This is a genomic window from Paenibacillus woosongensis, from assembly GCF_009725165.1.
Taxonomy (GTDB): Bacteria; Bacillota; Bacilli; order Paenibacillales; family Paenibacillaceae; genus Fontibacillus; species Fontibacillus woosongensis.
Genome location: NZ_WNZW01000002.1, coordinates 367964 through 382570 on the forward strand (window position 1 = coordinate 367964; position 14607 = coordinate 382570).

At 50.5% G+C, this 14607-nt stretch carries 10 protein-coding genes and 1 pseudogene; 3 read left to right on the forward strand and 8 right to left on the reverse strand.

The features are described from left to right. Position 1: 1 nt before the first annotated feature. The 3 genes from GNP95_RS08225 to GNP95_RS08235 are packed head-to-tail and all read right to left on the reverse strand — an operon-like array spanning position 2 to position 4831. Entirely contained in the window at positions 2-2899 is a 2898-nt protein-coding gene (locus GNP95_RS08225) for an ABC transporter permease (RefSeq protein ID WP_155610362.1), read from the reverse strand. Then, entirely contained in the window at positions 2899-4005 is a 1107-nt protein-coding gene (locus GNP95_RS08230; RefSeq protein ID WP_155610363.1) for an efflux RND transporter periplasmic adaptor subunit, read from the reverse strand. Before GNP95_RS08230 ends, GNP95_RS08225 begins: the two co-directional genes overlap by 1 nt. Next, positions 3968-4831 carry an ABC transporter ATP-binding protein gene (locus GNP95_RS08235; protein ID WP_155610364.1) on the reverse strand — a complete coding sequence of 288 codons (864 nt, stop codon included), beginning with the start codon at positions 4829-4831 and terminating at the stop codon, positions 3968-3970. The genes GNP95_RS08230 and GNP95_RS08235 overlap by 38 nt, the downstream gene beginning before the upstream one ends. A gap of 259 nt (positions 4832-5090) precedes the next feature. Here GNP95_RS08235 and GNP95_RS08240 point away from each other — a divergent pair, with 259 nt between their 5' ends. After that, positions 5091-6710, forward strand: a complete 1620-nt coding sequence (locus tag GNP95_RS08240) for an S-layer homology domain-containing protein (protein ID WP_230873728.1) — start codon at positions 5091-5093, stop codon at positions 6708-6710. Positions 6711-6767: 57 nt separating this feature from the next. Here the strand turns inward: GNP95_RS08240 and GNP95_RS08245 are convergent. After that, positions 6768-7206: pseudogene (locus tag GNP95_RS08245) on the reverse strand (orotate phosphoribosyltransferase); the annotation flags it as partial. A 277-nt stretch (positions 7207-7483) separates the two neighbouring features. Here GNP95_RS08245 and GNP95_RS08250 point away from each other — a divergent pair. Beyond that, a complete protein-coding gene (locus GNP95_RS08250; RefSeq protein ID WP_155610365.1) occupies positions 7484-8095 on the forward strand; it encodes a hypothetical protein in 612 nt (203 codons plus the stop codon). 122 nt (positions 8096-8217) lie between these two features. Continuing rightward, positions 8218-8454, forward strand: a complete 237-nt coding sequence (locus GNP95_RS08255; protein ID WP_155610366.1) for a hypothetical protein — start codon at positions 8218-8220, stop codon at positions 8452-8454. A 291-nt stretch (positions 8455-8745) separates the two neighbouring features. Here GNP95_RS08255 and pyrE read toward each other — a convergent pair whose 3' ends face one another. The 4 genes from pyrE to carA all read right to left on the reverse strand — a co-directional run bounded on the left by pyrE (position 8746) and on the right by carA (position 14551). After that, on the reverse strand, positions 8746-9384 hold the full coding sequence (gene pyrE / locus GNP95_RS08260; RefSeq protein WP_155610367.1) for an orotate phosphoribosyltransferase: 639 nt from the start codon (positions 9382-9384) through the stop codon (positions 8746-8748). Beyond that, entirely contained in the window at positions 9378-10115 is a 738-nt protein-coding gene (gene pyrF, locus GNP95_RS08265; protein WP_155610368.1) for an orotidine-5'-phosphate decarboxylase, read from the reverse strand. The genes pyrE and pyrF overlap by 7 nt, the downstream gene beginning before the upstream one ends. Before the next feature lie 85 nt (positions 10116-10200). Then, a complete protein-coding gene (gene carB / locus GNP95_RS08270; RefSeq protein WP_155610369.1) occupies positions 10201-13413 on the reverse strand; it encodes a carbamoyl-phosphate synthase large subunit in 3213 nt (1070 codons plus the stop codon). 1 nt (position 13414) lies between these two features. Further along, positions 13415-14551, reverse strand: coding sequence for a glutamine-hydrolyzing carbamoyl-phosphate synthase small subunit (gene carA, locus GNP95_RS08275; RefSeq protein ID WP_155610370.1), 1137 nt, complete (start codon positions 14549-14551; stop codon positions 13415-13417). Positions 14552-14607 lie beyond the last annotated feature (56 nt).

Genomic DNA, 14607 nt, shown 5'->3' on the forward strand with positions numbered 1-14607 from the left:
CTTACCGCTCCTCTCCCATCTTGACCGCTTGATGGACCCGCAGTCTGCGAATTTGCCAGAACAGTAGACCGGCCCCCAGCGCCAGCATGACAAATACTACGACATAGAGCTGGAACGTGTCCTTGGAGTCGAAAATAATTCTGAACGGCGGAACCTGGGTCGTTACGTTATCGGCGGTTTGCAGGAACGGCAAATACAGTTTGCCGACCACCTTGCCAATGGCGATGCCAAGCACAATGGATAAGCCTGCGGTCAATATTTGTTCGGCCAATAGCATCAATGTAAGCTGCTTCTTCGACAATCCCATCGCCCGCAAAATGCCGAATTGCACGACACGGCCCGACAGATTGAAGAACCAGTACAGCACATAACCGATCAAAGACACGATAACGGATACGAGGAACCCGAGGCTAAGGATGCCGAACACCCCGCCGCGGGTAGGATGCTTGCTCTGCACGGATAATACGGTGCGCACATCCTCCACGGAATAAAGTTCGATTTGCTTCTCCTTCAATTTCTCCATCAGTGGAGCCACTTTCGCTCCCTCCTCCATCTTAAGCCATACCTGATATGGAATAAGCGGAAGCTGATCGTTGATGTAGTCCAAATTGGCGATAATAAAAGGCTTCTCGTCAGGGTACTGGCTCGGCCAGTAAGGCACAATGCCATAGACGGCCAATTCAATGGCGCCATCCGTTAACGATACGGAGAAAATATCGCCCTGCTTCAATTTATGCTTCTCGGCAAAATTGGACGGAATAATCGCAGCGGCTTCATTCATTCCTAATAAATTCAAATACTGAAATGGATGTGCCGGGAACAAATCGTTCCGGAACCAGGCAACCTGTGCAAAATCCGCGTTGTCGATCCCCATTAAAGTTCCCTGGCCGGCCGAGCGCCCCGAAACGATGATGTTCCCTTTCGTTTGCAGCACGCGAGCGGCATGCATCACGCCATCCAGTTCACGGAAGGCCTGAAACGGCGGTTCTTCATTATATACCATCTTCGCTGGCGGGGTATTTCCGCCTTGACCGCCGCCAGGTCCGCCAGGTCCGCCAGCTCCGGGATTTCCTCCCGGCTGTCCGCCGCCCTGGCCCCCGCCCTGTCCTTGGTTTGGAGGCGTTGTCGTTTTCTCTGGCGTTCCTGTCCAGACGGCCTGCATAATTACATCTGTCCCGTATTTATAAAGCGTCCGTTCCGTCGAATTCACATCGATCGTCCGGGCGGCCGAGGCGTTATAGACCCCGAGGCCCAAAGTCAGAACGAGCAAAATCATGAGCGGGTAATAGGATGTAGACGAACGTGATAACTGCGTCAGACTTAAATAATAGGGCACCGGCAGCCACTTTTTCCCGACCCAGCCGATCAGCTTGAGCAGCCACGGGAATACACGCAGGAAAAACAAACCCATTGAAAATATCGCTATAGCCGGCACGAAAAACAGGAACGGCTGAACCTGCAGCTCATCCGTGGTCATCCCTGTCTGAAACGTGATCATTTGACGGTCCATGAACAGGTAATATCCATAACCCGCAATGCCAAGCAGGGCGATGTCCAGAAAATACCGCTGCCAGCCGGGCTTCCGGTCCGAGCGGGCCTGCTTTTGCTTCGCATTGACAATCGAAGACCTCGCATATGAAATAGCTGGTATCAGCGTGGCTAGAATAGCAATAATGACGGCAGCGCCGCCTAGAGCCAAGGCGTCCATATTAAAGCCCACGGGAATCGACTTGCGGTTCACGAAGGCCAGGAAGCCGTCAGCCGCCCCGATGCTCTTGGACATGAACCAGCCAAGCAGCGGACCAATAATCATCGCCGCCAGCCCAAGCAGCAGCCCTTCCAGCAGATAGATGAATACGATCTGCCTCGTCGAAGCTCCGCGGCTGCGCAGCACGGCAATGTCGCTTTGTTGTTTGTCGAGCGATTGGCGCGCATTCATGACGATATAATAGAACACCATAGCAATCATCGGCGCGGCCAATGTGAATAGCAGCGTTTGCATCTGCAGGCTTTGTTTGCGGAAATCATTCAACAAACCGCCGAAGGAAATATCCACCTTTGTATCCTTCAGCTTCTGATACAGCTCCACATTCAGGCGATCCAGCGTGCTCTGGAGCGGTGACAACTGGCTCGTCTTGATCTCCCTAAGATCGAATGCGTAGTACCACCCGGAGTTGTGCAGCGGCACCGTTAATTTTGTAAGCAATCCTTCATTAAAAGCTTTCTCACTGACGTAAAACTGGTTCATCATGCCTTCGAAGCCTTGATACCAATAAGGATCTCCCTCTTGCAAAGGCTGGAATGTGCCCACGATTCTTACCTTAAGAGTCACGTCTGATTTGCCGATCACGGGATATTCCATCACCACGCCGACATGCAGATCTTGGCGGAACATCGCTTCTTCCAGCATCAAGGCATCTATATATCCGTCCTCGACTTGATCCGAGAACACTTTCCCGTTTGTGATTGAGATATGTTCCGGCATACCGCTCATCGAAACGATGGACATCGCCCTTTTCCGGCTGGCATCCACCTTTGTCGGATCTTGAGGGTACACCTCAGACGTACGAATGGAACGTGTATTTACAAAAGTTTGCTGCGGGAATCCGATCTCCTCAGGCACTTCATTTACGATATACGAGTGAACGTTCTCCAGACCGGCAAAATCCGTCTTTGCTCCGCCCGCAGCCTGATAGCTCATCAGCAGGGATCCGGCAGGCAAACCTTTGCTTTCTTCCTTCAAAGAATTTGAGACAACCCGCTTCAATGCCCCATCCGAGTACATCGGTATGCTTACTGTGAATGAGACAGCGACGACAAGTCCCAACAACGTACTAAGCGTCAACCATTTCGTGTTCCACATTTTGCGGAACAGCAAGCGTAATAAAGGAACACCCATTAGCGACCCACTACTTTCTGCCCCGGCTCTAGTCCTTTTACAATCTGCACATCAGTCGGAGTTTGAACTCCTACCTCAACGTCCGCTTCGCGCTTTGTTCCGTCCGGCTCGATCACCTGTACGTAAGTACGCGACCCTACTGTCCGCAGTGCCGAAATCGGAATCACCACCGCATCCTCAATACGCTGGGTGACGATCCTAACGGTCAGCATCGCACCACGTCCCAGATCTTCAGGCCACTTATCCAATTCAACGATCAGGTACTTATCAATAGAGTCCTTCTCCGGAGGGGTTCCATTTTGACCTCCGCCGTTATTGCCCCCATTGTTGCCGCTATCCGTTGAGGAAGGCATAACTTTGACCTTTCCGTCGAATTTGCCAAACGTATTAATATCAACGGTGGCCTTCATCCCGACGGCAAGCTTCTGCAGATCATCCTTGCTGAACGTGGCGCCAACTACAAGCGCCGAAGTATCGGAGATGACGCCGAGTGATTCATAGGCCTTGATCGTACCGCCCTTCTCTGCCTTCAAGGACACGATTGTGCCCGCAAACGGCGCCCGCAAAGTTCCGTCCGCAATTTGCTGCTCGAGATCGACCAGCTCCTGGCGCGCTTCCTCGAACACGATGGCGGATTCCTCGAATTCATATTCCTCTTTCTCGTCCTTCGTGCGCAGCGCTTCCTTCATCGCGATCTCCTGCTTGCGGAAATCCAGGCGCTTCTTGCGAAGCTGCTTCTGCAGCTCTTCGACGTCAAGTTCGATCAGAATGTCGCCTGCGGCAACCTTATCACCGGCCTTCACCCGGACGTTCTTAATATGCGTGGCTCCTTTATCATCGGAGAAATACAGTTGCTCTTCCCGCTGGCTCAGCACTTTCCCCGTCCCTTTCACGTCCAGCTCAATCGGTTCCTTCCGGACCTCGTATTCCGGCTTCTTCGAAATCGTTGGCGGAGTAATCACCGGAAGATCCTCTTCCTCCTCTTCATTTGGCAGCAATCCGCAGCCGGACGCGCCAACTAAGACAATACATAATGACACTAGGCTCAGCGTCCGGAGCCATGCCCTTTTATTCGATAAATTTTCCATCCACCATTTCATAAACATGGTCTGCTACCTCCAAGATTGTAGGATCGTGAGTCGTCATACAAATCGTCACTTGTTCCGTATGTATGATATTTTTGAATACTGACATCACCTGTGCACCCATTTGGGAATCCAGGTTGGCCGTCGGTTCATCTGCAAGAAGCAGCTTGGGGCGATGGGCAATCGCTTTGGCGATCGCTACGCGTTGCTGTTCTCCCCCCGACATCTCGAACGGGCGGTGAAACATTCTCTTGCCGAGCCCTACCAGCTCAAGGCACTGCGTTACGCGCGGCTTCCATTCCTGCGGGGGAACGCCGGCCATCCGAAGCGACAGCTCTACGTTCTCCCATGCCGACAGCAGCGGCAGCAATGCATAGGCCTGAAAGATGAAGCCAATCTGGTCGCGGCGCAATATCGTACGCTTGTCATCGCTAAGCTGATGCAGCGGCTGCCCGCGGAACAGGATTTCCCCTTTCGTTGGCTGGTCGAGTCCGCCCAGCATGTTGAGCAGCGTCGTCTTTCCGGAACCCGATCGGCCCTTAAGCATCACAAGCTGGCCGGATCGAACCTCCATGTTAATGCCCTTCAGCACATGAAGTTCGGTCCCGCCTACCGGAAACGTCCGGTGAACTTCCCTTACCGACAGAATGGGCTCCGAAGATTTCGGGGGCGCCACGTTATTCTCAGGCACTGCGTCCATCTTCGCGGCAGCAGCTTCCTCAAGCCCCTGTCCCGCATTATCAAGCTCTCGGACGGGTTCCACTGGTGAAGCATTATTCGAGATAACGCTCACATCTTGATCATCGGATTGTTCTGATTTTACCGTTTTGCGAAACCATCGCATCATTGTGTATCGGTCTCCTATACTTCCTATTTTTACGCGTCCCTTAATTCATCACGTCTAGCATTATAAACGAAATCTCATGGCAAAAAGTTACAACATTTTTTACGATATTGAGATAATATTACCATTATTTATTCACTGAACTGCGGCTGTAAGTCTGTTAAGATGACAAAGACTCGTAATATAGCAGAAATTACGGCATGCTTCAGCGCTGCTGATAGTTTATAAATTCTAGCAATTCTGAAAAAAGGGAGGAGAAGTGATGAAGCGGCGCGCAAAACTATTTCTTCTCATTACTATGACGCTTTTTGTTTCCATAAGTTGCAATCTTCAGACACCAATCATAGCTCTGACTCAGGGAACACCGTTTCAGGACATTGGCGACAGCTATGCCAAAACAGAAATCGCCGCCCTTTACCGGGATAATATCATGGCCGGAATCAAACCCGGATTTTTTGCTCCCAAGCAGCCGATGACCCGGGCAGAATTTCTCACGACGCTCGTTCGCCTGCTTCGCCTCACTCCGGTTCAAGCCAAGGTGCCCGCATATAGCGATGTTGCTTCGTCTTCCTGGTATTACGGCTATATCCAGGCCGCCACGGAAATCGGCCTTGCCTCAGGAACAGGCGCGGGTACATTCAGTCCGGACCGGCCGCTGAGCCGCCAAGAGGCGGCGGCTTGGATCGTTCGTGCATTCAAGCAGCAGCCGGGCTCAGCAACAGCATTAGCCCCGTACCGCGATCAATCGGAAATCGCCCCATGGGCGCTGCCTTATGTTAATACGGTCACGAAGCTGCAATTCATGGGTGGATACGAGGGAATGTTCCAGCCAAACCAGCCGTTATCCCGCCAAGAGGCAGCCTCACTATTGTATCGCATACATGCACACAAGCCTTGGATGAACGAAATCGGCAAAGAGATGAGCCCAAAAATTCAAATAGGCTGGCAATACGGACAGACTACACAGCAATATGAACATAGCGTTCTAAACTCTAACGTAAATGTCTTGTCACCGCGCTGGTTTTTCTTGGAAAGGGGAGGCGAGCTGCAGGACTATTCAGATCCTTCTCTCATCACATGGGCCAAGCAGCATGACAAAGCAATATGGGCTATGCTGGGGAACCGCTTCGATATGGAAGCGACCCATGAGCTTCTGGCGTCACCGGCCGAAACGGCCAACTTTACCCGCAGTATCGTGTCCACCGTGCAGAAATACGGCCTTCAGGGAATTAACGTCGACTTTGAAAACGTAAAACCCGAAGATCGTCCCTATTTCACCCGTTTCATCAGACTGCTGGGCGAGCAAATGCATAGCGCCGGCGCCGTCCTATCGGTGAATGTCTCGCCAGAGTTAGGCAGTGACTGGACAGCGGCCTTCGATTACGCGGCCATCGGCAAATATGCGGATTACGTCGTGCTAATGGGATATGATGAGCATTGGGCAGGCGGCAGCTATGCGGGATCCGTCTCCTCTTTGCCTTGGGTACGCAGCGGTCTTGATACGCTGCGGCAGGACGTGCCTGATCATAAGCTCATTTTGGCTCTGCCTTTCTACAATCGAGACTGGACCACCAAAGGAAGCAGCTCGAACGCAGCTCTTGCTTCGACGGATATCACCCTGCAGGAGCAGACTGATTTAATGGTGCGCTATAAATTCCGGCCTGTATGGAACGAGACCCTTGGCCAGTACCACGCTGCGTATAACAATGGAGCAGTCCATCGGATATGGCTGGAGGATTCCCGGTCTCTATCGCTTAAATATCAGATGGCTGCGAGCCGGGGCGTGGCTGGCTATGCATACTGGCACATCGGCGGCGAGACGCCGGATGTTTGGACAAGCCTGAGCAATGCGGAACGTTACTCCACGTACTCATTTGACTAATCATACTTATAGAAAAAAGGGCCATTCCCTACTACAGGGAATGGCTCTTTTGTTTGATTAAACTCCAAAGGATGCCGGATTTTCTCGCCAAGATTGCAGCAGGATAAATCATCCGGCTTCACGATACCCTTCTCGACGGCAACTTCGATAAGCGCTCCATAGTTGGACAGCGTCTGCAGCGGGATACCAGCTTCAGCAAACGCCTGCGCAACTTTATCCAACTGGTAGTTGAAGATGGCCAGCACGGCCAGCGGTTCAGCACCCGCCTCGCGTACAGCTTGTGCCGCTTTGATCGAGCTGCCGCCAGTCGAGATCAGATCCTCGATGACAACGACCTTCTGCCCAGGTTTGACCAAGCCTTCAATCAAATTTTCCTTGCCGTGGCCCTTCGCCTTGTCGCGAACATAATCATCGGCAACCCAAGCTTTTGGGAAACGAAGGCCGCATGGGGAATCCCCGCCGTAGCCGTACCCGCAATGACCTCTGCCTGTGAATAAGAGACAGTCCTTACGGAGTCCTAACGAAAGCAATAGTACAAGGAGATGATAAGATCATCAACTAGTCTTGCTAATCGCTAACTTACGATTATTTACCACTTTTACCTAAAATAGTAAGAATATATAAATATTGTTTACATATTATGTACTATGTGGTAATTTAATGGTATAAATCATTATATTTCATATTTTGGTCATTTTACAATAATTGTAGAGCTGGCCAGCTTACAATATAAACAGATTTTGTGCTTCTAATAAAAAGAAGAGGATGATAACATGAGAAAAACTTTTATTTTAGCAATTTTGAGTATAATTTTAATTTTCTCAGGGGCAATATCAGCGTTCGCAGCACCAATTGACCAACTTAATAATAGTGATAGTATTTTATATCATAGTAAGAGCATTCAATTACCATCAAACCTGACGAAAAAACAAAAGGAAATTCTTACATCACAAATTCGAGAACTGGAACGCAGCGAAAACAGTGGAATAAAACCAGCATTGGTACCAACTCCAATTTTCATTCCGTACGTCGTATCTTCATATGAATATGATAAAAAGAAATTAGGTACCTTTTTGGAGAATAAATCCGACATCACTCAAAAAATTAGCAAGACAGTTGAAGTATCATTGAGTATGTCTGGAAGCGGTACACTCGCAAAAACACTTGCGATACAATTAGGATTTGAAGCATCCATAAAAGCATCATATACTGCAGAGGCATCCGTCCCTGCAAAAACTACTTATTATGTCGACCAGATTGATCACTGGAAACACGTTCAAGGAAAATACGACATATATTTATTAATAAATGGTGTACTTACTCATCAAGGTAGTGGTGACTGGTCTGTTGAAGTTCCACAATATGTTGGTTGGAGTATAAGATAATAAGGTATATTCGTATAATTACTATAGATTTGACAATAGAATTAACTGTAGAATGATAGTGAAATGATCACTTAAATACATTTCATTACATTCTACAGTTTTTAATATAGGAGAGATTATTCATGAAAGATCGTTTTTATTTAATCATTGCTGTATGTACTTTTATTACTGGTAGTTTTTTTAGTCTGCTACTAAATTTCTTAACAGTAATTGTTCATGAGTCGCAGCCAAACAAACCATTAACAGATTTATTTCCGTTCTTGGCACTACCGTTTTATTTAAGGTTACTAGAAATTGGTTATGTGGCTCTAATTATTATCTTTCTTGTTAAATATAATCGTTCAAAAAGTGAAAAATGATATTAATTAAATATGTGTAAATTTACAAAAAAAACACTTCGTAATAAAAGTCTATCTGCATATCCTGCTATATGTCAGAAGCATTCTTTGGGATTCCTCAATGTCCCGATTATCCCAGTTTCCCCTGGGTTTCGAAAAGTGGAACTGCCCAACAGACGCACTTTTTGTGAAATCTCTATTCAAAAGACCACTGAGAACTTTACAAATAATGCAAAAATATAACTATAGCCAATACTAAAAATAATTAAAGAACGAAACATTTACGGAGACAAATGTTTCGTTCTTTGGGTTTCACTTTAACGACGCCGGGTTTTGCCGCCATGACTTTAATAGTTCCAGGTCTTCCGGCTGAATGTCGCCGCGCTGTACGGCCACATCAATTAATGTCGTATAGTTGGACAACGTCTGCAAGGGAAATCCCGCCTCTTTGAACGCTTGCGTCCCCTTATCCAGCTGATAGCTAAAGATGGCCAGCACGGCCAGCGGTTCAGCACCCGCCTCGTGTACAGCTTGTGCCGCTTTGATCGAGCTGCCGCCAGTCGAGATCAGATCCTCGATGACAACGACCTTCTGCCCAGGTTTGACCAAGCCTTCAATCAAATTTTCCTTGCCGTGGCCCTTCGCCTTGTCGCGAACATAAATCATCGGCAACCCGAGCTTTTGGGAAACGAAGGCCGCATGGGGAATCCCCGCCGTAGCCGTACCCGCAATCACCTCTGCCTGCGGATAAGTACTGCGAATTATGCCTGCAAACGATTCGGCAATAAGATCGCGGATTTCCGGATAGGACATCGTCAGGCGGTTGTCGCAATAAATCGGTGACTTGAGGCCCGAGGTCCAAGTAAAGGGCTGGTGCGGCCGCAGAGCGACCGCCTTAATGTCCAGCAATTTCCCTGCTACCTCTAAAGCGATTTGATTTGTATTTACCATGCTTCCTTCATCTCCTCTATAATAAGCTCAGCAGCACGCCGCGGATCTTTGGCTTCCGTGATCGGCCGTCCGACCACGATGAAATCCGTCTCTTGACGCATCGCGTCTCCTGGGGTAAGCGTACGGAACTGGTCTCCGGCCGCGCTGCCTGCCGGGCGGATGCCCGGCGTTACCGTTTTGAAGCTGTTCCCGCAATGCCTTTTGATCGCCTGTACCTCAATCGGGGAGGCGACAACTCCATGCAATCCTGCTTGTTTGGCCAAGGACGCATAAGCGACAACAGCATCCTCCATCGTTCCAGGAATACCGATTTCCTGGTTTAGGGTCTCCTGACTGGTGCTCGTAAGCTGAGTGACCGCAATGATCGTGGGCATAGCCAGCGACGGGTCGCCGGCCAGAGCAGCCTCCGCGCCGGCCAGAGCGGCAGCCATCATTTTCAACCCTCCAGCAGCATGTACATTGAACATGTCTACGCCGAGCCGGGTTACGCTGTTGGCTCCGCCCCTCACGGTATTCGGAATGTCATGCATTTTTAAATCCAAGAACACCCGATACCCCCGCTTCTTCAGTTCCCTTACAAAATCAGGACCAACTGCATAGTACAACTGCATCCCGACCTTCACGTAACAAGGGATGCCTTCCAGTTGAGTGATGAGCCCCCGCGCCTCTTCCGCAGTCGGATAGTCAAGCGCAACCATGAGGCGCCCGGCAGCTTGTTCAAATGTACTCATTTAATGTCCCCCCGTCATACTTGCGGCTCCGAAGCTAAAGCTTCCGGAGCCGCGTAAATTTCTGAATTGCTCAATTATATCAATCTTACAGGACCGGCATCGCTTGAGACGAGAAGTTAATCGTCTCGAGCATGTTAAGCAGCGCGCGTACCGTATCCAGCGAGGTCATGCAGACGATACCGTTCTCGACCGCTTCCCGGCGAATGCGGAAGCCATCACGCTCCGGCTCTTTGCCTTTGGTCAGCGTATTGATGACGAAATGAGCTTCCCCGTTGCGGATCAGATCCAGAATGTTCGGGGACCCTTCGCTTAGTTTATTAACCGTTGTAACATGGATATTGGCTTCCTGTAACGCAGCGGCCGTACCGCCCGTCGCCAGTATTTTGTAGCCCAGTTTCGAGAAGCCCCGAAGGATTTCCACGGCCTCCTCTTTATCTTTATCCGCGATTGTCGCAATAATTGCACCTGTGGTTGGAATTTTCATGCCTGCGCCGACAAGCCCTTTATACAGCGCTTTGGCATATTGCGGATCGCGTCCCATAACCTCGCCCGTCGATTTCATTTCAGGACCCAGCGTCGGCTCCACGCGGCGAAGCTTCGCGAAAGAGAAGACTGGAACCTTAACGGACACGTATTCGGCCTCAGGCCATAGTCCGTCTGTATATCCAAGATCCTTCAGCTTGGAGCCAAGAATACACTGTGTAGCGACATTGGCCATCGGAATGTTCGTCACTTTGCTCAAGAACGGAACCGTCCGGGAAGAACGAGGATTGACCTCGATCACGTAAACCTCGTTGTTGTAAATAACAAACTGGATGTTAACGAGACCCACCGTTTTCAGTTCACGAGCAATTTTAATCGTGATGTCAGCAATTTTGCTCTTCAATTCGTCAGATACATGCTGCGGCGGATATACCGCGATGGAGTCTCCAGAGTGCACGCCCGCTCTCTCGATATGCTCCATGATCCCCGGAATGAGCACCGTCTCGCCGTCGCAGATCGCGTCGACCTCGACCTCTTTGCCCAGCATGTAACGGTCGATAAGCACCGGATGCTGCGGATTGATGTTGACGGCCTCCTCCATATATTTCAGCAGTTCTTGGTCAGAGTATACGATTTCCATGGCGCGTCCGCCGAGCACGTAGGATGGGCGGACAAGTACTGGATAGCCTAGCGATTGCGCCGTCCCCACGGCTTCATCGACAGAGGTTACCGTGCTGCCTTTCGGCTGGGCGATTTGCAGTCTGGACAGCAGCGCCTCGAACTTCTTCCGGTCCTCTGCCTCATCAATGCTCTCCAGCGATGTACCAATGATGCGCACGCCTGCCTTCTGCAGCGGCGCTGCCAGGTTAATCGCCGTTTGGCCTCCGAACTGGACGATGACGCCAACCGGCTTCTCCTCTTCAATAACGTTCATCACATCCTCGAAGAAGAGCGGCTCGAAATAGAGTCGGTCAGACGTGTTAAAGTCTGTCGATACCGTCTCTGGATTGTTGTTAATAATGACCGCTTCATACCCAGCCTTCTGAATCGCCCAGACGGCATGCACTGTGGAGTAGTCGAATTCGATGCCTTGGCCGATCCGGATCGGTCCGGAGCCAAGCACAACGATTTTTTCTTTCTTCGTCTGCACAACTTCGTTCTCGGTCTCGTAAGTAGAGTAATAATATGGAGTGGATGCTTCAAACTCCGCTGCGCAGGTGTCTACCATTTTGTATACCGGGCGCAGGTTGTGCTCTTTGCGGAAGTGAGTCACGCTCTCTTCCGTCAAATGCGTTCCCCCTGGCTGGCCCGCCGCCCGCAGCTCAGCGATGGCCCGGTCTGTAAAGCCAAGGCGTTTAGCCTCATATAGCGTTTCGTAGGTCAACGATGGCTCGGATGCAATCTTGTGCTCGAATTGCACGAGGCGCTCGATTTTATCCAGGAACCACCAGTCGATTTTCGTTAAATCTTGAATTTGCTGCAGCCTGTAGCCGCGGCGGAACGCTTCGGCAACCAGGAACAGCCTTTCGTCATCGGCCTGAACGAGCCGCTGATCGAGCGTCTCTTGGCTCAGTTGTTCCGTGCCTTTCAAGTACAAGCGGTGCGTGCCGATTTCCAGGGAGCGAACGGCTTTATGGATCGATTCTTCAAATGTCCGGCCGATTGCCATAACTTCGCCTGTCGCCTTCATTTGCGTTCCCAGCTTGCGATTCGCATGAATGAATTTATCGAACGGCCAGCGCGGAATTTTGCTGACGATATAGTCGAGCGTCGGCTCGAAGCAAGCGTAAGTCTGCCCTGTAACCGGGTTGACGATTTCGTCCAGAGTGTAGCCGAGCGCAATTTTAGCGGCCATTTTTGCAATCGGGTAGCCCGTTGCCTTGGAAGCCAGAGCGGAAGAGCGGCTGACACGGGGGTTAACCTCGATAACATAATATTGGAAGCTTTGGGGATCAAGCGCGAACTGTACGTTACATCCGCCTTCGATGTTCAATGCGCGGATGATTTTAAGCGATGCGGAGCGCAGCATTTGATACTCGCGATCCGACAGAGTCTGGCTTGGAGCCAGAACGATGCTGTCGCCGGTATGTACGCCGACAGGATCAAAGTTCTCCATATTACATACGACGATGCAGTTATCGTTAGCGTCGCGCATAACCTCGTATTCGATTTCCTTCATGCCGGCGATCGATTTCTCAATCAGGCATTGCCCGATCGGGCTGTAGCGGATCCCGGATGCAACCGTCTCCTTAAGCTCTGCTTCCGTCGCGCAAATTCCGCCGCCCGTACCGCCAAGCGTATAAGCCGGACGAACGATAACCGGGTAGCCGATCTCATCTGCGAAGCGCAGCGCCTCTTCAACCGTTGTGATGATGGTGCTTTCCGGAACCGGCTGCTCCAGCTCACGCATCAGTTCACGGAACAGATCGCGGTCCTCCGCTTTCTCGATCGATGTAAGCTGCGTACCAAGCAGCTTCACGTTCTCCTGCTCGAGAACTCCCGCACGGGCGAGTTCAACCGCCATATTCAAGCCGGTCTGTCCCCCGAGGGTCGGCAGCAATCCGTCTGGACGCTCCTGACGAATGATCTGGGTAACGAACTCCAGCGTAATCGGTTCGATGTATACTTTATCCGCCATATTCGTATCGGTCATGATCGTAGCGGGATTGCTGTTGATAAGGACGACTTCCACGCCTTCTTCCTTCAAGGCTTGGCAAGCCTGGGTACCAGCATAGTCGAATTCGGCCGCTTGACCGATCACGATTGGACCGGAACCAATGACGAGAATCTTCTTGAGGTCTTTATTGATCGGCATATTAAAGCTCTCCCTTCGCAGCGGCCATGATTTCAGCCTGACGTGATTTTTGCGGATTATTCTGCTTATGTTCTCTGATCATATCCAGGAACTGGTCAAACAAATAATTGTTGTCCTGAGGACCTGGCGACGCCTCCGGATGATATTGCACTGAGAAAGCCGGATATTTCTTATGTCTGACGCCTTCGATCGTTTTGTCGTTGTTATTGATGTGTGTAATTTCCAATTCCGTACCGGCAATCGAGGATTCCTTCACCGCGTAGCCGTGATTCTGGGAGGTAATGTAGCATCTTCCCGTAGCGAGCTCCTTAACCGGGTGGTTACCGCCGCGATGGCCGAATTTCAGCTTCTCCGTATCTGCCCCGCAGGCCAGGGACAGCAGCTGATGCCCTAAACAGATGCCGAAGATCGGATATTCGCCGAGCAGCTCAGCGATCATCTTCGCAGCATGAGGCACGTCTTTCGGATCGCCAGGGCCGTTCGACAGCTGAATGCCGTCTGGGTTAAGCCGGCGAATCTCCTCAGCAGTCGTATTATGCGGTACGATAACCACATCGCAGCCGCGCTTGTTCAACTGGCGCAGGATTCCGTTCTTCGCCCCGAAATCGACAAGTACGATCCGCTCCTTCGTTCCCGGATTATGGTACAGGAATTTTGTCGAGGTGTTGGCCACTTGATTATGCAGCTCTTCAACCTTCACGTTCGACATCATCGCTTTCAGCTCCTCTACCGATTTGGCCGAAGTTGTGATGATTCCCTTCATCGTACCGTTCTGGCGAATTTTTCTCGTGAGCATACGCGTATCGATATCTGAAATCCCTGGAATGCCGTGCTCTTTAAGTAAGTCGCCCAGACTGTATTCAGCGCGCCAATTGCTCGGAATCGGCTCGTAGCGGCGTACTACGAGTCCATGAATCGCTGGAACGAGCGACTCGAAGTCGTCCCTGGAAATGCCGTAGTTGCCGATCAGCGGATAAGTCATCGTCACGATTTGACCATAGTAGGAAGGATCCGATACGACTTCCTGATAACCTGTAACTCCCGTATTAAAAACGACCTCACCCGTGAATTCGCCCTCTGCCCCGAATGACTTTCCGGTAAACAGCGTGCCGTCCTCCAATAACAATCTTGCCTGCATTTCCCCGCACTCCTTTATGCTCGACTTTTGTATCTATATCAATAATTTATAAAAAA

Excerpts from the sequence above, each read along its gene's own strand:
- GNP95_RS08225 (WP_155610362.1), bottom strand. The coding sequence starts at position 2,899 with ATGGGTGTTCCTTTATTACGCTTGCTGTTCCGCAAAATGTGGAACACG.
- GNP95_RS08230 (WP_155610363.1), bottom strand. The coding sequence starts at position 4,005 with ATGTTTATGAAATGGTGGATGGAAAATTTATCGAATAAAAGGGCATGG.
- GNP95_RS08235 (WP_155610364.1), bottom strand. The coding sequence starts at position 4,831 with ATGATGCGATGGTTTCGCAAAACGGTAAAATCAGAACAATCCGATGAT.
- GNP95_RS08240 (WP_230873728.1), top strand. The coding sequence starts at position 5,091 with ATGAAGCGGCGCGCAAAACTATTTCTTCTCATTACTATGACGCTTTTT.
- GNP95_RS08250 (WP_155610365.1), top strand. The coding sequence starts at position 7,484 with ATGAGAAAAACTTTTATTTTAGCAATTTTGAGTATAATTTTAATTTTC.
- GNP95_RS08255 (WP_155610366.1), top strand. The coding sequence starts at position 8,218 with ATGAAAGATCGTTTTTATTTAATCATTGCTGTATGTACTTTTATTACT.
- pyrE (WP_155610367.1), bottom strand. The coding sequence starts at position 9,384 with ATGGTAAATACAAATCAAATCGCTTTAGAGGTAGCAGGGAAATTGCTG.
- pyrF (WP_155610368.1), bottom strand. The coding sequence starts at position 10,115 with ATGAGTACATTTGAACAAGCTGCCGGGCGCCTCATGGTTGCGCTTGAC.
- carB (WP_155610369.1), bottom strand. The coding sequence starts at position 13,413 with ATGCCGATCAATAAAGACCTCAAGAAGATTCTCGTCATTGGTTCCGGT.
- carA (WP_155610370.1), bottom strand. The coding sequence starts at position 14,551 with ATGCAGGCAAGATTGTTATTGGAGGACGGCACGCTGTTTACCGGAAAG.